This is a genomic window from Schaalia sp. Marseille-Q2122 (assembly GCF_903645355.1).
In the GTDB taxonomy this organism is placed as follows: domain Bacteria; phylum Actinomycetota; class Actinomycetes; order Actinomycetales; family Actinomycetaceae; genus Pauljensenia.
The window spans coordinates 39,615-60,157 of sequence record NZ_CAHJXR010000002.1; the positions used below are offsets into that span (position 1 = coordinate 39,615).

The 20,543-nt window shown below is 61.4% G+C and carries 19 protein-coding genes; 17 read left to right on the forward strand and 2 right to left on the reverse strand.

Going from position 1 to position 20,543, the window contains the following annotated elements:
* The first annotated feature begins 21 nt into the window (after positions 1 to 21).
* The 3 genes from dapB to dapA all read left to right on the forward strand — a co-directional run bounded on the left by dapB (position 22) and on the right by dapA (position 2,604).
* Positions 22 to 765, forward strand: coding sequence for a 4-hydroxy-tetrahydrodipicolinate reductase (gene dapB / locus HWX48_RS01160; protein WP_175953849.1), 744 nt, complete (start codon positions 22 to 24; stop codon positions 763 to 765).
* Entirely contained in the window at positions 762 to 1,400 is a 639-nt protein-coding gene (locus HWX48_RS01165) for a GNAT family N-acetyltransferase (protein WP_175953851.1), read from the forward strand. The genes dapB and HWX48_RS01165 overlap by 4 nt, the downstream gene beginning before the upstream one ends.
* Positions 1,401 to 1,707: 307 nt before the next feature.
* Complete coding sequence (gene dapA, locus HWX48_RS01170; protein WP_175953853.1) at positions 1,708 to 2,604, forward strand: 4-hydroxy-tetrahydrodipicolinate synthase; 897 nt, start codon at positions 1,708 to 1,710, stop codon at positions 2,602 to 2,604.
* A gap of 117 nt (positions 2,605 to 2,721) precedes the next feature.
* On the opposite strand, the gene HWX48_RS01175 is transcribed toward dapA, so the two are convergent.
* On the reverse strand, positions 2,722 to 3,327 hold the full coding sequence (locus HWX48_RS01175) for an NAD(P)-dependent oxidoreductase (RefSeq protein ID WP_175953855.1): 606 nt from the start codon (positions 3,325 to 3,327) through the stop codon (positions 2,722 to 2,724).
* Between the two features lie 105 nt (positions 3,328 to 3,432).
* Here HWX48_RS01175 and HWX48_RS01180 point away from each other — a divergent pair, with 105 nt between their 5' ends.
* The 9 genes from HWX48_RS01180 (at position 3,433) to HWX48_RS01220 (ending at position 14,513) form a co-directional block, all read left to right on the forward strand.
* Entirely contained in the window at positions 3,433 to 3,819 is a 387-nt protein-coding gene (locus HWX48_RS01180; RefSeq protein WP_175953856.1) for a helix-turn-helix domain-containing protein, read from the forward strand.
* A gap of 1,263 nt (positions 3,820 to 5,082) precedes the next feature.
* On the forward strand, positions 5,083 to 6,390 hold the full coding sequence (locus HWX48_RS01185; RefSeq protein WP_175954310.1) for an MFS transporter: 1,308 nt from the start codon (positions 5,083 to 5,085) through the stop codon (positions 6,388 to 6,390).
* Positions 6,391 to 6,399: 9 nt separating this feature from the next.
* Entirely contained in the window at positions 6,400 to 7,368 is a 969-nt protein-coding gene (aes, locus tag HWX48_RS01190; RefSeq protein WP_175953858.1) for an acetyl esterase, read from the forward strand.
* Positions 7,369 to 7,416: 48 nt separating this feature from the next.
* Positions 7,417 to 8,550, forward strand: coding sequence for a crotonobetainyl-CoA dehydrogenase (gene caiA, locus HWX48_RS01195; protein WP_175953860.1), 1,134 nt, complete (start codon positions 7,417 to 7,419; stop codon positions 8,548 to 8,550).
* Between the two features lie 25 nt (positions 8,551 to 8,575).
* Positions 8,576 to 9,796 carry an L-carnitine CoA-transferase gene (gene caiB / locus HWX48_RS01200; protein ID WP_175953862.1) on the forward strand — a complete coding sequence of 407 codons (1,221 nt, stop codon included), beginning with the start codon at positions 8,576 to 8,578 and terminating at the stop codon, positions 9,794 to 9,796.
* A gap of 6 nt (positions 9,797 to 9,802) precedes the next feature.
* The gene (locus HWX48_RS01205; RefSeq protein ID WP_175953864.1) at positions 9,803 to 11,377 is read left to right on the forward strand and encodes an AMP-binding protein; all 1,575 of its coding nucleotides are present in this window, start codon (positions 9,803 to 9,805) and stop codon (positions 11,375 to 11,377) included.
* 68 nt (positions 11,378 to 11,445) lie between these two features.
* Entirely contained in the window at positions 11,446 to 12,321 is an 876-nt protein-coding gene (locus tag HWX48_RS01210) for a MaoC/PaaZ C-terminal domain-containing protein (protein ID WP_175953866.1), read from the forward strand.
* 184 nt (positions 12,322 to 12,505) lie between these two features.
* Positions 12,506 to 13,840, forward strand: coding sequence for an MFS transporter (locus tag HWX48_RS01215; protein WP_175953868.1), 1,335 nt, complete (start codon positions 12,506 to 12,508; stop codon positions 13,838 to 13,840).
* Position 13,841: 1 nt separating this feature from the next.
* Positions 13,842 to 14,513 carry an MBL fold metallo-hydrolase gene (locus tag HWX48_RS01220; protein ID WP_175953870.1) on the forward strand — a complete coding sequence of 224 codons (672 nt, stop codon included), beginning with the start codon at positions 13,842 to 13,844 and terminating at the stop codon, positions 14,511 to 14,513.
* On the opposite strand, the gene HWX48_RS01225 is transcribed toward HWX48_RS01220, so the two are convergent.
* Positions 14,477 to 15,112: a TetR/AcrR family transcriptional regulator gene (locus HWX48_RS01225; protein ID WP_254872898.1), complete on the reverse strand. Its 636-nt coding sequence runs from the start codon at positions 15,110 to 15,112 to the stop codon at positions 14,477 to 14,479. The genes HWX48_RS01220 and HWX48_RS01225 overlap by 37 nt on opposite strands.
* A 118-nt stretch (positions 15,113 to 15,230) precedes the next feature.
* Between HWX48_RS01225 and HWX48_RS01230 the strand changes: the two genes are divergently transcribed.
* From HWX48_RS01230 to HWX48_RS01250, 5 genes are all read left to right on the forward strand, one after another.
* Positions 15,231 to 15,992: an electron transfer flavoprotein beta subunit/FixA family protein gene (locus HWX48_RS01230; RefSeq protein WP_175953872.1), complete on the forward strand. Its 762-nt coding sequence runs from the start codon at positions 15,231 to 15,233 to the stop codon at positions 15,990 to 15,992.
* A 17-nt stretch (positions 15,993 to 16,009) separates the two neighbouring features.
* The gene (locus HWX48_RS01235) at positions 16,010 to 16,882 is read left to right on the forward strand and encodes an electron transfer flavoprotein subunit alpha/FixB family protein (protein ID WP_175953874.1); all 873 of its coding nucleotides are present in this window, start codon (positions 16,010 to 16,012) and stop codon (positions 16,880 to 16,882) included.
* A 42-nt stretch (positions 16,883 to 16,924) separates the two neighbouring features.
* Complete coding sequence (locus HWX48_RS01240) at positions 16,925 to 18,229, forward strand: FAD-dependent oxidoreductase (RefSeq protein ID WP_175953876.1); 1,305 nt, start codon at positions 16,925 to 16,927, stop codon at positions 18,227 to 18,229.
* A gap of 29 nt (positions 18,230 to 18,258) precedes the next feature.
* Entirely contained in the window at positions 18,259 to 18,555 is a 297-nt protein-coding gene (locus tag HWX48_RS01245) for a ferredoxin family protein (protein WP_175953878.1), read from the forward strand.
* A 291-nt stretch (positions 18,556 to 18,846) separates the two neighbouring features.
* A complete protein-coding gene (locus HWX48_RS01250) occupies positions 18,847 to 20,538 on the forward strand; it encodes a ribonuclease J (RefSeq protein ID WP_175953880.1) in 1,692 nt (563 codons plus the stop codon).
* Positions 20,539 to 20,543: the final 5 nt, after the last annotated feature.

Genomic DNA, 20,543 nt, shown 5'->3' on the forward strand with positions numbered 1-20,543 from the left:
GCCGCCTGACAGGAGACACCAATGATTCAAGTTGCCGTGATCGGTGCCAATGGGCGCATGGGATCCACCGTTGTCGAGGCCGTCGCCGCTGCTTCCGACATGGAATGTGTCGCTCAGCTTGATGCTGACACCCCCATCACCGTCGAGAGCCTGGCAGGAGCGAGCGTCGCCGTTGACTTCACCGTCCCCTCCGTCACCGAAGGCAACGTTCACGCCCTCCTCGACGCCGGGGTGAATGTCGTCGTCGGCACCACCGGGTGGGACGAGGCGTCGCTGGCCCGCGTTCGTGAACACGCCTCTGACGCTGGCTGCAACGTCATTATCGCCCCTAACTTCGCGATCTCCGCCGTCCTCGCCATGCACTTCGCCGCCCTCGCCGCCCCCTACTTTGAGAGCGCCGAAGTCATCGAACTCCACCACCCCAATAAGGTTGACGCCCCCTCGGGTACGGCCGTTGCCACCGCGCAAAAGATCGCCCGCGCCCGCGCCGAGGCCGACTGCGCACCCATGCCTGATGCTACGGGCTCTGACCCGCTGGGCGCGCGCGGCGGTGTGATCGAGGGCGTGCCCGTGCACGCCGTGCGCCTGCGCGGCCTGGTTGCCCACGAGGAGATCCTGCTCGGCAATGCCGGCGAGCAACTGACCATCCGCACCGACTGCTTTGATCGCATCTCCTTCATGCCCGGCGTTCTGCTGGCCGTGCGCTCCGTTGACCGCCTACCCGGGCTCACTGTCGGCCTCGACGCTGTGATGGGGCTGGTATGAGCGAGAGCTGCTGCAACACCCACGGCGCTGGGGAACACACCCACGATTCTTCTTCGGGCGCCGCGCCCGCAGGCACCGACCGCACCGTGCGCCCCGCCCGCCCCGAGGACGCCGAGGCTATCGGAGCTATCCAACGGGCCGCCCTCGAAAGTCATATCGAGGCGGTACTCAATGCTGCACAAGCCGCCGAGAGCATGAGTGACGTCATCGCCGCTCTGCCTGATGCGCGCGCCTTCCAGGAACACTGGGCGCAAACTCTGACGGCGCCCGCACCTGAGGGGTGCCACACCCTCGTGGCCATCCACGGGCAAAGCGTTGGTGGCTTCATCTGCGCAATCCCCGGCGAGGAACTCCCCGAAATCCCCGACAAGCGCCCAGCCATCCCCGCAGGAACAGAGATCGTCGCCCTCGAGGTCAACGCCCACTTCCAGCGTTCAGGACACGGGTCGCGCCTGCTCAACGCCTTAGCTGAAACCTGCGGCGCGCCGAACCTGCGCATCTGGGTGGGGGCCGAGGACGAGGCGCGCGTGCGCTTCCTCCAAAGCGCGGGGTTCACCCCCTCTGGCCTGCGTCGGCAACTGCAAATGCCTGGAGCCGTCGCGGACGAGCATCTGTGGTGGACGAGCCTGGCCTGACGGTTCCTGCTAAAGGGGTGAGCGCGCGGCGCTGACGGTTGAGTGCTGACGGTTGAGCGCTGACGGTTGAGGGTTGGCAGGGCGGGCTAGCGGGTCAGGCTAGCGGGTCAGGCTGGGAGCTGGGAGGGCGGGGCTGCGAGCGCGGGAGCCTCGCTGCAGCGGAGTAGCTGCAGGCTGACAGGGCGGCGCGCTGTATCTGGGTCGCACGTCCCGCTTGTGCGGATTCTGAAGGAAGCCTTCTCAAAAGTGGGCGCTACAATGTGGACAGCTGTGATCCTGCTCATGCTAGACGCCTAGGGTTGAGAGTATGACAACACACGCTACTCGCACATTTGGCTCCCTCGCCCCCGCAATGGTCACTCCATTCACCGAAGACGGAGCACTGGATGTTGAATCAGCCGTGCGTCTAGCACGAAAGCTTGTCCAGGACGGCTGTGACGCCATCCTCCTATCGGGCACAACCGGTGAATCGCCGACCACCCACCAGCCCGAGAAGAACGAGCTCACCGCAGCAGTCATCGAAGCTGTTGGCAAAGAGGTATTTGTCTTCTGTGGAGCCGGCTCCAACGACACGGCGCACGCCGTGCGCATTGCCCAAGGCGCCCAAGAAAACGGGGCCCATGGCCTGCTGGTTGTCACCCCCTATTACAATCGCCCCTCCCAAGAGGGCGTCCAAGCGCATGTTCGCGCTATTGCGGACGCTGTTGACCTGCCGATCATGCTCTACGACATTCCTGGGCGCACCGGCTTGGCTTTGAGTGATGAAACCATTGACCTGCTGGCACACCACCCGCGCATTCACGCGCTCAAGGACGCCACCGGCAACGTTGCCCAGGGCGCTGAGCGTCTGCGTCGCACCGGGCTGGAATGGTACTCCGGCGATGATGGGTTGAACCTGGCCTTCCTGGAAGCAGGAGGCTCTGGCTCTGTCTCTGTCGTCGCCCACGTCGCCGCACCCTACTACCGGCGGATGACTGATGCTTTCGATAGGGGAGAGCTTGAGGAAGCACGCGAAATAATCCGCCAGGTCCAGCCCCTCGTTGATGCCATCATGGGCGGAGGGCAGGGGGCTGTTATGGCTAAGTGGGCTGTCTACCTGCAGGGAGCCATTGCCTCGCCCACTGTTCGCCTGCCACTTGTCGCGCCACATGACGACGAGATTGAGCGACTGTCTAATGCCATGAAGGCACTGGGGCTGCTTTAGCTTTTTTCTGGAGGGATCTCCTGCGAAAGCCGGTGGGAGGCCACACTAACGTGGCCTCCCACCGGCTTTTGGATGCTCCGCCAGCGTGTGCTCCACGGTGGTGGGGCCATTTTGTTATCAGGCTGGAGTGGAGGCAACGGTGAAACGTTGACGATTGTGTGTGGGGGTTTCCATCTCGTCCACGATGGCGACGGCGAAATCTTGGGTAGAGACGTAGTCTCCGACAGGGGAATCTGCGCCGACGATATACTCCTCGCTTCGAGTGCCTGGAGCGATCTGTGGGGAAGGTGCTACCAGGGTCCAATTCAGCTCTGGGGAGGCGCTGCGATAGGCGTCATATACGCGTCCAAAAGCCAAGGCTTCGGGGCGGTATTCTTCGGGAAAACCAGGAAGATCAAGCAGGCGAGTTCCGTTGACCTCGAGCGCACCAGCACCTCCCACGACAATGAAGCGTCCAATGGGGGCAGAGGCAATGAGGGCCTCATGTGCACTGACAATGGCTTCGTAGTCATCGCGTCCTGGAATAGCGATCAGTGAGACATCGTGTGTGTCAATCGTATTGCGAACAGCGTCTGTGTTCTTAAAGTCGAGTACTTGGCCCTGAGCTTGGTCAATGGAGGAGCCTGAGCGTGACAGTGCGGTAACCTCGTGTCCGCGCATCAGAGCTTCCGTCGTCACGGCTGAACCTACCATTCCGGTAGCACCAAACACTGCGATTTTCATGTCAGAAGCCTTTCGTTTGATGTGTCCGACATAAAAGACGGTATCATTGGGTAACTTATTACCTCAACGTAACCATTAGAGTGACTCTTGACACAGGAGGAGGCCATGCAAACTGCGGACATTTTGAACTCCCATTGTCTTTCGCGCACCGTGCTGCGGCATCTCACCGACCGCTGGACGCCCTTCATTGTGACAGTCCTTGCTGACGCAACACCTCACCGTTTCACTGTGATCAAGCAGCGAATTCAAGGCATTTCACCCAAGGTTCTCACCGAGACCTTGCGTTCGATGGAGAGGGATGGGCTTGTCGATCGCCAGGTGACGGCCTCCATTCCTCCGAAAGTCGAGTATCAACTGACACCGCTCGGGTTGAGTGTGGTGCCTCCCATTGAGGCGTTGCGTTTGTGGGCAGAGGAGCATCTTGAGGAGGTTGAGTCTCATCGTGCGCAATACGATGCGCGGTGTGCGGCCTCTGCTGATGGGGCCTCGTGATGAAAATGTTGAGCACCCCTTTGGTTCGATAAAGATGCCGAGCTGCTGTAGCTCTTTGCCGTCCTCGGCTCAACGCTGGTGGGCGTAGTGCCGGTGCCTATGAGCCTGTGCTTTGCTTCGCTCATATGCCCAACCGTGCCGCGAGTGGCACACCCTGCCGCCTTAGCTGGACTGAGCTTCTTCTGCCCAAGTTTTCCCGGGGATATGGTCGTAGTGCTGGCATGCTCCGTGCCAATGGCGATGAAGCGTACCGATGACGATGAAGGGTGCCGAAGGTGCGGGGGTGGGCCAATGGTGCTGGGACAGGCCAGTGGTGCCGGTATGGGTTGATGCTGGGGTTGCTTGGTGTGGATGTCTCCAGCTGGTGTGGATGGGCGCCATTGGTATGGGTGAGCGTCATTGGTAGGTGGCATGCTCCGTGCCAATGGCGATGAAGCGTACCGATGACGATGAAGGGTGCCGAAGGTGCGGGGGTGGGCCAATGGTGCTGGGACAGGCCAGTGGTGCCGGTATGGGTTGATGCTGGGGTTGCTTGGTGTGGATGTCTCCAGCTGGTGTGGATGGGTGCGATTGGTATGGGTGAGCGTCATTGGTGGGTGGCATGCTCCGTGCCAATGGCGATGAAGCGTACCGATGACGATGAAGTGTGCCGAAGGTGTGGGGATGGGCCGATGGCGATGAAAGGTACCGAAGGCCCTGGGGTGTGGCGCTGGCACCAGAGGCACCAGAGGCGCCAGGGGTGAAGTGTTTTCTTTAAGTAGATAACTATGCGCAATATAAGGCGTAATAAAATGACCATATGGTCACTCTGTGTTGAAGAAAAAGTGAGCCAGGCGGGCATTTTTTGTCTGATGTCTGAGGGGTGGAGAAACCTTCTTTCTGTGAATTTTTTGCGAGTTTTATTTTGGGATAAATGGACCCAAAACGTCCAAAATGCTGACACCTCTGTCGTGATCCGCGCCACTGTGCGGAGAAGTGGATTTTGGACGGGGTGTGTCCAAAATGCCTGATAGATGCCTCGGGACCAAGGTCTAGGCTGCCCTGAGGAAGCGTCGATACAGTGTCATTAAGGCGCCCGACGAAGGCGACCAACGCTATTACTTTAAAGGTCAACGTCGATCAGGGTAATGGCAAAAAGTCGTCAGAAATAAAGCATTTCGCCACCCTTCATTTCGTGGCACATAAAACCGCAAAACGGCGGGCGTCTTGAAGAAGCTCAATACCCCTGCCCTTACTGTATGAAAGGTGGCCACAGTGCTGAGTATGCTCACTCAGGAACGCCATGCGGATGACCTCACACGCTTCCACCGCATCTTCTTGCTCATTCTGGTCTCCATTGGCAGCTCCATCATCTACACGCCTGCGTACCTCCAGTACGTCTTCGACGAACCCCTCGGCAAAGCCCTCATCGCCTCAGGCGCAGCCAGCCAAGAAAACGTCGCAACCACCCTCGGTACGCTCCTGGCCGCCTACTCCTGGACGGCACTCGTGTGCTACCTGCCCTCAGGCATCGTTGCCGACCGCGTCCGTGTCCGCACCCTCGCCTGGGTAGGATTTGGCAGCACCGCCCTCCTCACCTACTGGTACGCCTTCTTCCCCTCCTACACCATGCTCATCGCCCTCTTCGTCGGTATGGGCATCACCACCATCCTCATCTGGTGGGGCATCCGCTTCAAGCTCGTCCGCCTCATCTCCGAAGAGGAAGCCTACTCGCGTAATATCGGCCTCTCCTACGGCTTCTACGGCCTGGCAGGCCTCATCCTCGGCTTCGTCAACGCGGCCATCGTCTCCAACCTCACCGACCAGGGCGACATCATTCCCATGAGGACCCTGCTCCTTGTCCTGGGCAGCGTCATCATGCTCCTGGCGATCCTCTCCTTCCTCTTCATTCCCAAGTTCGAAGGCGAAATCGGCTCCTCCGAAGGCGGCTTCAACTTCAAACAGCTCGGCCAGGTCCTCTCCAACCCCGTCGTCTGGCTCGCCGCGCTCACCCTCTTCTTCGTCTACTTCTTCTACACCGGCGTCAACCAGACCACCGGCTACATGAACAACGTCATGAACATCGCCCCCGGCATCGTCCTCGTCGTCGGCACGGTCCGTACCTACGGTGTATCCCTCATCTCCGCCCCCTTCTTCGGTGCCGTCGCAGAAAAACTCGGCTCCCCCTCGAAGGTCATCGGCGCAGGCTCAGTCGTCGTCATGATCGGCCTGGTCATCTTCGCTTTCCTCCCCGCCGAAGCCTCCCTGGCCTACGTCGCGGTCGCCATGGCCATCCTCTTGGCCTTCATCGCCAACGGTGTCTTTGGTATCTGCTCCAGCCAGCTCACTGAAGGCAAGGTCCCCGTCAGTGTCTTTGGCACTGCTACAGGCCTGCTCTCAGTGATCGGCTTCCTGCCTGACACCTTCTCCTACATCTGGTTCGGATCCATCCGCGACGCCCACCAGGACAACCCGGCGGTTGCCTACAACCAGATCTTCCTCATCCTGGCTGGCGCAGCACTCATCGCCGCGATCTGCGCTTTCGCCCTCGTCGTTGTCGCCCGCAAGCGCAACGCGCGAATCGACGCCTAAGGAACACTCATGGGTCACAAGTACGACGTCCCTCGCCTGTGGACCGAACAAATGGGCCGCGTGGTCGACACCCAAAATGAACTCGCCAAAGACGCCTACGTCACCGGACAGAGCCTGGAGGAGATGCGTCAGGCCTACCGCACTGAACGCGCCTTCTGGAACGAGGGCGGCCCCGCCGTTGCCGTCTCCACCGACTACAACGCCCCCACCCGCTACGGCGAGGTGCGCGTACGCTACTACCGGCCCAATGCTGAAGGAACCCTACCGCTCATCGTCTACATGCACGGCGGCGGCTGGGTCATTGGCGACGTCGATACTCACGACCGCATCACCCGCACCCTGTGCCACCTCAGCGGTGCAGCGGTTGTGAGTATCGACTACAGCCTCGCCCCCGAAGCCCGATTCCCTCGCCAAATCCACGAATGTGTCGACGTTGTCACCCACATCCGCGACCACGCCGACACCTGGAGCATCGACCCCGACGACGTTTCCTTCGCCGGAGACTCCGCAGGGGCGAATATGGCGGCAGCAACGATGCTGATGATGCGCGACGAAGGCACTCTTCACAGTGTGCGCACCCTGCTCCTTTTCTACGGGGCCTACGGGCTCAAGGACTCCATGTCCATGCGTCTCCTGGGCGGCAGCTGGGATGGTTTGACCGAGGAAGACTACGCCTACTACCTCGGCCAATACCTTGCCGACCCAGCCGACGCAAACGACCCCTACTTCAATATCCTCGCCAACGACTTCAACCACGGCATCCCACCGTGCTACATCGTCGCCGCAGGCCTAGACCCCCTGCGGGACGACTCTCGTACCCTGGCCGAAATCCTCTCCCTGTGCCAGGTGCCCCACCTCCTCAACGAGGTCAAGGGCGTCCTCCATGGATTCTTGCATCACTCCAAGATGCTCGACCAGACCATGGAGGTCCTCACCGAAGCCGCCCGCTTCTACACCGAACACCCTCTTGACCGCTGACCCCACTACCGCCGAGCAAGGACGCTCCCGCACAGAAAGTGACACGACATGGATTTCTCACTGTCTGAAGACCAGCAACTCATGGTAGACGCATTCACCGAACTCATGCGCTCACGCAACTGGGACAAGTACTTCCACGAGTGCGACCACAAGCACGAGTACCCCATCGAATGGACCGAAGCCATCTGCGAACTCGGCTTTGACCGCATCCTCCTACCCGAAGAGCACGACGGCCTGGGCGCCGACTGGGTGACCCTCACCGCCGCCTACGAAGCACTGGGGCGCGAGGGCGGCCCCACCTACGTCCTCTACCAGATGCCCTGCTGGGACACCGTCTTGCGTGAAGGCACCGACGAACAAAAAGAAAAGATCCTCTCCTTCGTTGGCACCGGCAAGCAGATGATCAACTACGCCATGACTGAGCCCTCTGCAGGCTCGTCCTGGGACGATATGCGCACCACCTACACCCGCAAGGACGGGAAGGTCTACCTCAACGGTCACAAGACCTTCATCACCTCCTCCCTGCACGTGCCCTACCTGGTGGTCATGGCCCGCGACAGTGAAAACATGGACACCTACACCGAATGGTTCGTGGACATGAGCCTGCCGGGCATCACCAAGGAACCCCTCGACAAGCTGGGCCTGCGCATGGACTCGTGCTGTGACGTCTACTTCGACAATGTCGAGCTCGAAGAAAAGGACCTTTTCGGCACCGAAGGTAACGGCTTCCGCCGCGGCGTGACCGACTTCGACCTTGAGCGTTTCCTGGTGGCCCTGACCAACTACGGACAGGCCTACTGCGCCTTCGAGGACGCAGCCAAGTACGCCAACCAGCGCGTCCAAGGCGGTCAGGCTATCGCCCGCCACCAGCTCATCCAGCTCAAGTTCGCTGAGATGAAGATCCGCCTGACCAACATGCGCAACATGCTCTACGAAATCGCGTGGAAGCACGACCACGGCATGCTCTCACGCGGGGATTGCTCGATGGCGAAGTACTACTGCTCGCAGGCATCCTTCGAGGTCGTCGACCACGCCCTCCAGGTGCTCGCGGGTGTGGGCATCACCGGCGAGCACCGCGTCCAACGCTTCTACCGTGACCTGCGCGTAGACCGCGTCTCGGGCGGCACTGACGAAATGATGATCCTCAGCGCTGGCCGCTCCGCCCTCTACGACTACCGCTGACCCCTGCGCACGAAAGGACCTCACCATGGCACTGCCGACCGAAAAGCCGTCCTTTGGCGTCCTTGATGGCGTCAAAGTCGTCTACTCCGCCGTTGAAATCGCCGCCCCCACCGCCGCTGCCATCATGGCTGAATGGGGCGCCGACGTCACCTGGATTGAAAACGTGTGGACGGGCGACTCCATGCGCGACACCACCTGGGTGAAGGAAATGGAGAGGCGCAATATGCGCTCCATCTCGATGAACCCCTTCACCGATGAAGGTAAGGAAGCCTTGCGCGCCATCGTTAAGGACGCCGACATCTTCATCGAATCCTCCAAGGGCCCCATGTATGCGCGTAAGGGCATCACCGATGAATTCCTCTGGGAGGTTAACCCCAAGCTCGTCATTGTCCACGTCTCTGGCTTTGGCCAGTGGGGTGATGACGTGCAGGTCAATTCGGCTGCCTACGACCTGACGGTCGCCGCATATGCGGGCATCGTCGCCCAAAATGGCACTGTCGAGCAGCCGATGAATATCTCCCCCTACCTGGGTGATTACATCAACTCCCTGATGATTATCTCCTCCTCCTTGGCGGCCCTGCACCGAGTGGGCGTCACCGGTGAGGGCGAGAGCATCGACATGGCCATGTACGAGACCCTCCTGCGCGTGGGCACCTACTACATGATGGACTTCATGAACGCGGGCATCACCTACCCGCGTCCGGGCGCCCGCCACCAGAACCTGTGCGGTATCGGCATCTACGAATGCAAGGATGGCTACATTGGCTTGTGCCTGTATGGGGTGTCGCAAAACAAGTACCTGCTGGAAACCATTGGTCTTGGTCACCTGTGGGGCACCGAAGAGTATCCCGAGGACACGTCGGCCCTGTGGCTCAATGGCCCCAAGGCTGACCTCATTCAGGAGACCCTGGAGGCCTACCTCAAGACTCAGTCCAAGTACGACGTGCAGCGTGACTTCGTTGACCATCGCATTGCTGCGCAGGTCGTCAACGAATTCCCCGACATTTTGGCTGCCGACCACGTCAAGCAGCGCGAGTGCTTCATCGAATGGGAAAACGCCGAAGGTCAGAAGGTCATGGGCCTGAATACCTTCCCGAAGTTCTCCCGCAACCCTGGCTCTTTCTGGCGTCCCATGCCAGCGCTGGGCGAGGACACTCGTGACGTGCTTGCGCGCGCGGGATACTCTGACGAGGAAATCGCGCGCCTGGCCGAGATGGGCACCGTCAAGATTGCTGACAAGGACTGATTGGCCGTGACCCGCTCGGAGTTCGCGCCGGAGACCACCACACTGCCTGAGCTGTGGCAGCGGCAGGTGGACGACAGGGCAGAGCATGAGTTCCTCGTTTTTGAGGACTCTCACTCGCATGAGACCCGTCGTTTCACTTACCGCCAGTTTGACGCGCTGGTGAACCAGTGTGCCAACGCCCTCGTCAGGCGGGGTATTGGTGAGAAGGATCAGGTGGCGCTCTACCTCGATAATTGCGTCGAGTTTGTCGAGTGCTTGCTGGCCTTGGCGAAGATTGGGGCTGTGGCCGTCCCCGTCGACGCTTCTTCGGCGCCCTTCGAGCTGGGGCGCATCCTTCGCCTGTGCCAGGCGCGCACGGTCGTGGCCTGCGCGAGCAACCTCAGCCAAGTGCGTTCCCACCTGCCCACCACCGTCAAGGACGTCATTGTGGTGGGGCAGGGGGACGCCGAGGACGAGGACGCCGCCGCTGGCCTTGCCCGCCTGCGTGAGCTCACCTGGCATGAGCCGGACGTCTTCACCTCCGCAGCGCAGATCAGCCCCTTTGACCTGTGCGAGATCCTCTTCACCTCGGGCACCACCTCTGAGCCTAAGGGTGTGATGATTACGCACGCGAATGTTGTCTTCTCCGGCAATTTCGTCAACTGGGAGCTGGGGATGACCCCTGAGGACCGGTACATGACCTCCATGGTCGCCACCCGGGTGAACTATCAGCTCTCTGCGCTGGCGCCGGTGCTGACCTTGGGGGCGACGCTCATTATGCTCTCTCACTACCGTGCGAGGTGCTTTTGGCGTCAGGCCCGCATCCACCGCGCGACCCTCGTTCAGGGGATGGCGATGATTGCGGCAACGATGCTGCGCCAACCTGTCGACCCGCATGAGCGCGACCATCAGGTGCGCGAAATGCACTACTTCCTGCCGCTGAGCACCGCAGATAAGGACGCCTTCGAGGAACGTTTCGGGGTGCCGTTGCTCAACAACTACGGCTCCACCGAGTGCTTGATTGGCGCGGTGACGGACCCGCCCGTTGGGGAGCGGCGTTGGCCCTCCATCGGCCAGGCGGGCCCGGGTTACGCTGTGCGCGTCATTGACGAGGACGGCGCCGACCTGCCCGACGGTGAAGTGGGGGAGTTGGTCCTTCACGGAGTCCCAGGGGTGAGCCTCATGGCGGGCTACTGGGATAACCCTGAGGCGACGGCCGAAGTGTTGGACGAGGACGGCTGGTACTACACCCGCGACTATGCCTACATCGAGGATGGCTGGGTGTATTTCGTGGATCGGCGTGTGGACCTTATTAAACGCTCGGGAGAGTCCGTGTCTTCAGCTGAGGTTGAGGGCATTATTGACGATTTTCCTGGCGTGCGTGAGGTGGCGGTGATTGGCGTGCCCGATAGTGTGCGCGGCCAAGCCGTGAAGGCCTTCGTTGTGGCCGACCCTGACGTGGAGCTTAGTGCCTGCGCGATTATCGATCACTGTTCACGCCATCTGGCGGCCTTTAAAGTGCCGAGTTTTGTCGAGTTCGTTGAGGAACTCCCGCGCGGCACCTACGGAAAAGTCCAAAAACATCTTCTTTCCACCCTATAAACCCTCGATAAACCCACGATCCCTTCACCTACTCACTGCACATTCACTCCATGAAAGGACACTGACCAATGGCGATCAATACCGACATGGTGGGCCAAACCTTCGGGCCCTTCGTCCGCGACTACACCTTCCGCGACCTAGAGCTTTTTGCTCTGGGCTGCGGCGCGGGCATTGACGGCAAGGACGGCCTCGAATATCTCAATGAGCACGACGAACGCGACCCCAAACTCAAGGTGTTGCCCATGTTTGGTGCCATGCTCATCGTCGACTCAGAGGTGACCCGCACCATTGACTACGGCTACAACTATGCTGGCTCCCTGCACTGGGGCTTTGACATTACCTTCCATCGCCCCATTACGAAGATGAGCGACCACCTGGAGACGATGGTGCGTCTGGAGGGCCTCTACGACCGTGGTGAAGGACGAGGCCTGCTCGCCCAGCACATTGGTGACACCTATGACTCTGACGGGAACCTCCTGTTCACGAATGAGTCCTGGGATTGCCTGATCTACGACGGCGGTTGGGGTGGGCCGACACCTCCGAAGGACATTGTTGACATGCCCGATCGTCCCGCTGACGTGGAGGTTGTTGAGACGATCCCGGAGAATCAGGCCCTCATCTACCGGCTTTCTGGCGACTATCACCCCCAGCACATTGACTGGGACTACGCCGCTGAAAATGGGGAGCCTCGCCCGATTCTGCACGCCATCTCTTACGCGGGTGTGGTGATGCGCCACGCGATCAACGCTTTCGTTCCTGGCGAGCCGGAGCGCATTAAGCGTTTTAAGACGCGTATTACCTCTCCCGTCCACCCCGGCTCCACGCTCAAGACTCAGCTGTGGAAGGTTGGCGAGGGCGAACTGCGTTTTGCACTCGTTGACGTTGACGCTGAAGAAACTGGCGCGAAGCCGCACTTGAACTGGGGCATCATCGAGTATCGCTGAGGGAGGCGCGCGGGGTTTCCAAAGGCGTGAACCTCGCAGGCCATCCCTCGTGGACTCTTGAGCGCCCACGCGTGGCGTGGGAGAGACTCCACCACACTCTCTCCCACGCCACCACCTCCTGACCTCCGTTTCCTCCCAGCCCACGACCACCACCAGACCTTCGCGAGAAAGAAGGGAGAACACCATGAGCAGTAATGAGCCTGTCATTGACCTCGAAGACCTGGAGATGACACCCCTCCTCAAGCGCGTCATTGTCTTCTCTTCAGGTGGCCCCTTCCTCGAAGGCTACGTCCTATCCATCATTGGCGTTGCTTTGGGCGCCATGGGCACCGACCTCGTCCTTGACGCCCACTGGAACGGACTGCTGGGCGTGGCCGCCCTCGTCGGCCTGTTCCTCGGCGCCTCTGTTGGCGGGTGGGTCACTGACCTGATCGGGCGACGCAAAATGTTCGTCATCGACCTGGTCGTTATTGCGGTCCTCTCCATCCTGTGCGCCCTCGTTAACACGCCCACGGCGTTGGTGGCCCTGCGTTTCCTCATTGGCGTGGCCGTCGGCGCGGACTATCCGATCGCGACCTCCATGATCGCCGAATTCTCGCCGAAGAAATACCGGGCTGCAGCGATGGGTATTATCGCCGCCGCCTGGTATCTGGGAGCCAATGTTGCCGCCCTCGTCGGCTTCGCCCTCATTCATACCCCCCACGGCTGGCGCTACATGCTTGCCTCCTCTGCGGTGCCCTGCATTGCCATCCTCGTCGGCCGGTGGAATATTCCCGAATCTCCACGCTGGCTAGTGTCGAAAGGCCGCGCGGAGGAAGCCCAACGCATCGTCCATGAAACCCTGGGCGCCAATGTGCGTCTGCCCGAGGCTGAGGAGGCCGCGAAAACCTCGGTACGTAAGGTCCTCCAGGGCGTCTACCTGCAGCGCGTCATCTTTGTCGGCGTCATCTGGCTGTGCCAAGCGATTCCCATGTTTGCCCTTTACACCTACGGGCCTCAGATCATTAGCGCTGTTGGCTTGGGGGAGGGGCGCAATGTGCTCCTTGGGGAGCTCCTCATTGGCACCTTCTTCATGCTTGGCACCTTCCCCGCCATGTACCTGTGTGAAAAGATCGGCCGCCGCCCCCTCATTATCGGCTGCTTTGGCGGCATGACTGTGGCCCTGGCCATCATTGGCTTCTTCCCTGGGGCGGGCATTGGCCTCATTATGGGCTGCTTCATTGCTTACGCGATCCTGTCGGGTGGGCCGGGCAACCTCGAATGGCTCTATCCCAATGAGCTGTTCCCCACGGAAATCCGCGCTACCGCCATGGGTTTTGCCATGGCCCTGAGCCGCATCGGTACCGTCGTGTCTATCTACGTGTTGCCCGCCTTCATTGTTGACCACGGCATTGGGATGACGATGCTTGCTGGTGCGGGTATCTCCGCCTTGGGGCTTGTTGTCTCGATCATCTGGGCGCCTGAGACTCGCGGCTACACCCTGGCTGAAACCGGCTCACCAGACTTTAGGGGGCGCTGACATGTTCACCATTGAGCAGATCACCGTTGGCTCCTGGAAAGCAGTGTGCTACGCGCTGACAAACAGTGCAGGAACCATCGTCATTGATCCTGGTGCACAACCTGAGGTGCTCCTGCGTTGGCTGGGAGACAAAAACATCGAGGGGATCATCCTCACTCACTGCCACTGTGACCACATTGGAGCCGTCAACGAACTCGTCGACACCTACGGATGCTGGGTAGGATGCGGCCACGACGATGTTGATGGCGTCGCTGACGTACACAGGTCTGGCTTTGACGAAGAGGGCGTTGACTACACCGTTGACCACATCGACCGGCCCCTTCACGAGGGCGACACCGTCACCTGGGGAGGCGACCAGCTGACCGTCCTGCACACCCCCGGTCACACCCCCGGCAGCATCTGCCTACTTAACGAGGCTCAACGTGTCCTTTTCACAGGTGACATGCTCTTTGCCGGAGCGATCGGCTCCACTGCCTTCGTCATGGGTAACCCTGCGGACATGATGCGTTCTTGTGCGCGCCTCGCGGGAATGAATGGGAACCTGATGGTCTATCCAGGGCATGGGCGCGCCACCACGTTGGGTGTGGAACACTCGCTGTTGCGCATTATGGCCGGGCCAGCGCTACGGGGTAGCCCTCAATCTTCCAGCTGGCGGGAAGGCTCGTGGTGGTGAAGTTGATCGTCCACAAGATCGGCAACGTAGGCCGGAACCTTCTCCAAGAAACAGTCGATGACGTCTTCTGGCAGGCAGAAGGTGCGCATCAGGACGCTGCCTTCAATCGCATCAAGCAGGCGCACGACCGAGGTGTTCCGTGGGAGCTCACCGTTGAGCTTGAAGTCCCACAGGCGGGCGTGAATAGCCGACAGGGGAGTGACGAAGACATCCCGGTAGATCTCGCAGATGATGGGGTCTTCAGCGTTGCCTGCCTCCACGAAGAGGCGTCGCATCGCGGAACGATTGGGCCCCAGGTATTCGCGCAGGCGGAAGTCAGCCTCGTTGACGAGGATTTCGCGGGGCGAATCACCCACTGGGCCCGGGCAGGTCACCAGGGCGGTGAAGGCGCAGTGGAGCAGATCGTCACGGTCGAGCCAGCGCGAGTAGAGGCTGGATTTGCCCACCCCCGCTTCGGCGGCGAGCTTTGTCAGATTAAAACCCGCCCAACCGGCCTCGCCGTAGAGGTCCAGGGCGGCGCGAAAGACGCGTTCCTCCAGCTGGGCGTCACGAGGGCGGCCAGGTTTAGGAGGACTCAGCACCGCAGCTTGAGTCACCACGCACACTCCTTTCATGAGGGAGGTCACATATCACTATCTTAACGAGTTTCCCTCACATCTCTCAGGGTTTTCACAACCCCCGTACCGCTAACCGCACCTTCAACAGAAAGAGCAGACGATGAGCATCGTTGTCGCGTACAAATACGCCGCTAACCCACAAGACACCACCGTTGATCCCTCCGGCGTGGTCGACTGGTCGCGCGCCAAGGCCGCAATCTCCGAATACGATCCCGTCGCCGTGCAAGTCGGACGCAGCCTCGCAGACTCCCTCGGAACCGACGTCGTCGGCATCTCCGTCGGCACCAGCGCAGTCGCCTCGTCCATGGCGAAGAAGGGCGCACTCTCGCGCGGCATGGACCGCGCCCTCGTCCTCGCCGACGACGCGACCACCACCTGGAACGCGACCACTGTCGCCAGCGCGCTCGCGGGCCTCGTGGGGAAGGTCGAGGGCACCACACTGGTCCTAGCCGGAGACTCTTCCATCGACGAATCCGCCAAGATCGTCCCTACTCTCATCGCAGGCTTCCTTGGCTGGCCCTGCTTCCAAGAAGTCACCGCCATTGAGGCGGCAGGAAACGGGTGGACCCTCACCCAATCCACCGCGGGTGGCACCCGCACTATCACCGTTGATGGCCCCGTCGTCGCAGCGGTGGCCACCGACGCCGCACCCGTGAAGGTCCCCGGCATGAAGGACATCCTCGCCGCCGGTAAGAAGCCCCTTGACGAGGTCCCCGCAGGCGACCTTGCGCCCACCACCGTCACCCTTGAGGTCACCGGCCGAGCCAAGCCCGTCGCGAAGGCCCGCCGGAATGAAATGTTCACCGGAGACGACGCTGCCGCCCAGCTCGTCGCAGCCCTGCGCAACGCTGGCGCACTCTGAGAAAGGATCGCAGAACAATGACGAACACCTGGATTCTCACCACCAACGAGCACGTCGCGAACCTCGTTGAAGCCGCCGCAGCCATTGGCGGCGCCACCACCGTCATCGCCGTCGCCCCCAGTGCTCCCAGCATCGCCGGAGTCGACCGCATCATCCACGTCCCCCTTGCCGAGGGAGTTCCCGCCGAAGCCTACGCCAGCGCCGTCGCTGGACTCCTCGCCGAGGCAGGCAGTGACGTCATCCTCGCCGCCAACCGCCCTGCTGAGCGTTCCTTCGCGGGCGCCGCAGCAGCCGCCCTCACCCTGCCTGTCATCGTTGGAGCCACCAGCGTCAGCGCCAGCGGCGCCGAGGTCGCCCGCTACGGTGGCCTGACCACCGAGACGGTCAGCTTCAGCGGCGCCGTCCTCGTCCTCGAGGGCGGGGCCCCCGCCGAAGCAGGCGGACCAGCAGCCGAAACCCACGAGGCCACCCCCATGGCCGTCAGCGTCGTCTCCGTCCAGCCCGCCACCTCCGGGCCCGCTAACCTCGCAGCGGCTCGCCGCATCGTCGCCTGCGGGCGCGGCTTCAAGGCCGAAGAGGACCTCAGCATTGCCCAGGCCCTCGCCGACGCCCTCGGCGCTGAAATGGCGTGCTCGCGGCCCCTCGCTGAAGGCACCGCCTGGATGACCAAGGACCGCTACATCGGCGTTTCCGGCATGCACGTCTCGCCTGACATCTACGTCGCCCTCGGTATCTCCGGCCAGGTGCAGCACACCTCCGGCATGGCAGATACCAAGATCGTCGTCGCCGTCAACACCGACGCCAACGCCCCGATCTTCCAGATCGCTGACTACGGCATCGTGGGCGACATCTACGAGGTTGTCCCCGCACTCACCGCAGCGCTGTCCTAAGCGTCGCTCAAGCAAACGGCACTCTCCTGAAACGAGAACATCATGTCTGAAGAAGTCGACGTCGACTTCGACGTCATTGTCATCGGAGGAGGCGTGGCAGGCGCAGTCTGCGCCTACACCCTCGCCCAACAAGGCCGGGAGGTCCTCCTCGTCGAGCGCGGCGCAGAACCGGGCTCGAAGAACCTCTCCGGAGGCGTGTTCTACTGCCGCGTCATGGAAAAAGTCTTCCCCGACTTCGTCAACATCGCGCCAGTAGAGCGCCGCATCACCCGCAACTGCGTGAGCCTCATCAACGACAGCTCCTTCGTCAACATCGACTACTGGGACCAACGCCTGAGTGAGCCCGCCAACGCCGTCACCGTCCTGCGCGTCAAACTCGACGCATGGCTCCTTGAGCAATGCGAAGAGGCAGGCGTGACCGTCATGCCCGGCGTCAAGGTCGACTCCCTCATCACCGAGGGCACCCAGATAGTCGGCGTTCGAGCCGGAGAAGACGAGCTGCGCTGCCACGTGGTTGTCGCAGCAGATGGCGTGAACTCCTTCATCGCCCAGGACGCGGGTATTCGCGCCAAAGAACCCATGAAGCACCTCGCCGTCGGGGTCAAGTCCGTCATCGGACTGCCTCGCAAGGTCCTTGAGGACCGCTTCAACGTCCGCGGCAACGAGGGCGTCGCCTACGCCATGGTGGGCGACTGCACGAAGGGTGTGGCCGGGGGCGGATTCCTCTACACCAATGAAGAATCCGTCTCCATCGGCGTGGTCATGAGGCTCGACGACCTTGAAGCCTCCGGCTTGTCCTCCTCGGACATCCACGACCACCTGCTGCAACACCCCGCCATCGCACCCCTCCTTGAGGACGGGCAGCTCCTCGAATACGGCTGCCACCTCACCATCGAGGACGGCTCGGCAATGACCGCTCACGACCTCACCCGACCGGGGCTCATCATTATCGGCGACGCAGCAGGATTCACCCTCAACACGGGGCTGACCATCCGTGGCATGGACCTGGCAGCAGGCTCCGCGCTCGCGGCCGCTGGTGCTATTCAGAAGGCCTTCGGGGTCATGGACTTCAGCCAAGAGGCGATGGACGTGTACCGGAGCCTCCTGGATGCGAGTTTTGTCGGTAAGGACATGGCGACCTACGCCAAGGCCCCCGCATTCTTGGAACGGCCCCGCATGTACAAGGATTACGGCAAGCTCGCCGCTGACGTGTTCTACGGCGTGTTCAACCACGATCTGACCCCCAGGCGTCACCTGCGTGCGGTGGGATTGGACGCCTTGAAGGCGTCGGGGTTGAAGATGACGCAGATCATGGGTGACGTTTTCGCTGGAATTCGCGCCTTGTGACCCACACCTTCAGAAAGGAGGACAGAACAATGGCTCAACTTGCCATTGACAGTGTTCCGGCTCGACTGGCTGGGAATACCTACAACCTTGATGAGGAGGAATCCCACATTGAGGTCAATCAGGAACTCGCAAAGAAGCTCGGCGCTGGCCCCCTACTCGAACGCATTTGCCCAGCTCACGTGTATTCGGTGGAAGCTGATGGCAGCGTGGGTGTGGAATACGCTGCCTGCTTGGAATGCGGCACCTGCCTGGCTATGGCTCCGGCGGGCGTCCTCAAGTGGCACTATCCGCGCGGCAGCTTCGGCATCATGTTCCGCGAAGGGTAGGGGAGGATCTTCCCTGGCGGGATGATCGCATGTGAACTCCTGGGCGCATGCAAGGGCGGCGGGGGTGGGAGCCAGCGGCTCCCACCCCCGCCGTGTGTGCGGGCAGTTCCATGTGAGGCTAATGCCGCGTAGCGCAGATCGACCGGGGAAAGGCGCGCATTCATAGTCCATCGCGGTGCGGCTGTGCCAGAACAGCGCGCGTGAGGACAGGGGGGATGATGTGAGCCATCACCTGCGGGATGAGGCCAACCCCCTAAGACCGGGGAGGAAAGACCAAGTAGAATCAGCCTTATGAAGCCCCTGTATGAGAACCTCGCTGAACCCGCACCCCTTGAAGAGGGCGCCCTTCGCGTCATCCCGTTGGGAGGTTTAGGCGAAGTCGGACGCAATATGAACGTCCTCGAATACGCAGGCAAGCTCCTTGTCGTCGACTGCGGCGTCCTCTTCCCGGAAGAGAACCAACCCGGTGTTGACCTGATCCTCCCTGACTTTTCCTGGATCGAAGACCGCCTTGAAGACATTGTGGGCATGATCCTCACCCACGGCCACGAAGACCACATCGGCGCCGTCCCCTACCTGCTCAAACTCCGCTCCGACATTCCCATCTACGGCTCGGACCTTACCTTGGCCTTTGTGGAACCAAAGATCCGCGAACACCGCCTGCCCAGCCCCGACCTCGTCGTTGTTGCCGAAGGGGACCGCATTGACGTTGGCCCCTTCAACTGCGAATTCGTGGCCGTCACCCACTCCATTCCCGACGCTTTGGCCGTTTTTGTCCGCACCGACGCGGGCAAGGTCCTCATCACCGGCGACTTCAAGATGGACCAGCTGCCCCTGGATGGGCGCCTGACCGACCTGCGTGCCTTCGCACGTTTTGGTGAAGAGGGCGTGGACCTGTTCATGGTGGACTCCACCAATGCCGAGGTCCCCGGCTTTGTCACCCCCGAGTGTGAGATCGGCCCCGTCCTCGACCGCGTGTTTGCCGAAGCGACCGGCCAGATTGTCGTCGCCTCCTTCGCCTCCCACGTTCACCGTGTCCAGCAGGTGATGAACGCCGCCCACCGCAATGGGCGTCGCGTGGCACTGGTGGGCCGCTCTATGGAACGCAATATGCGCATCGCCGAGGAAAAGGGCTACCTGACTGTTCCCCCCGATGTCATCGTCGATTCAGCGACCATCGGGGACCTGCCCCCTAACCAGCGCGTCTACATGGCTACGGGTTCGCAGGGTGAGCCCATGGCCGCCCTGTCGCGCATGGCTGCAGGCTCCCACAAGTTCGTCACCCTTGAGCCTGACGATATGGTGGTCTTTGCCTCCTCCCTGATTCCCGGTAACGAAAACTCCGTGTACCGGCTGATCAATGGCCTCATGCGCCTGGGGGCTCGCGTCGTCCACCAGTCCAATACGAAGGTTCACGTCTCGGGCCACGCTTCAGCGGGCGAATTGTTGTACTGCTACAACATCATCCAGCCCACCAATGTCATGCCCATCCACGGCGAAATCCGCCACCTCATCGCCAACGGCCAGCTGGCCGTCAAGACCGGTGTGCCCGTGGAGAACGTCGTACTTGCCGAGGACGGCGTCGTCGTGGACCTCAAGGACGGCAAGACCCGTATTGCGGGCGCAGTGCCCTGCGAGTATGTCTATGTGGACGGCCGCTCTATTGGCGAGATCTCCGAAGAGGAACTCGCCGCCCGCCGCACCCTTGGCGCTGAAGGCTTCGTCAGCGTCTACGCCGTGGTGGAGCGCGATTCGGGCATGGTGTTGGCTGCGCCGACCATTCGCGCCATCGGTATGGCCGAGGACGACGCTGTCTTTGAAGAGATCCTGCCCGAGGTGGACGCAGCCCTGCGCGAGGCCGCTGCCCCCGGTGGCGTTGATCCCTATGTCCTCCAGCAGGTCATGCGCCGCGTCATCGGACGGTGGGTGGCTCGCCGCCTGCGCCGCCGCCCGATGATTGTGCCTGTGGTCGTGGAACAGTAGGAACT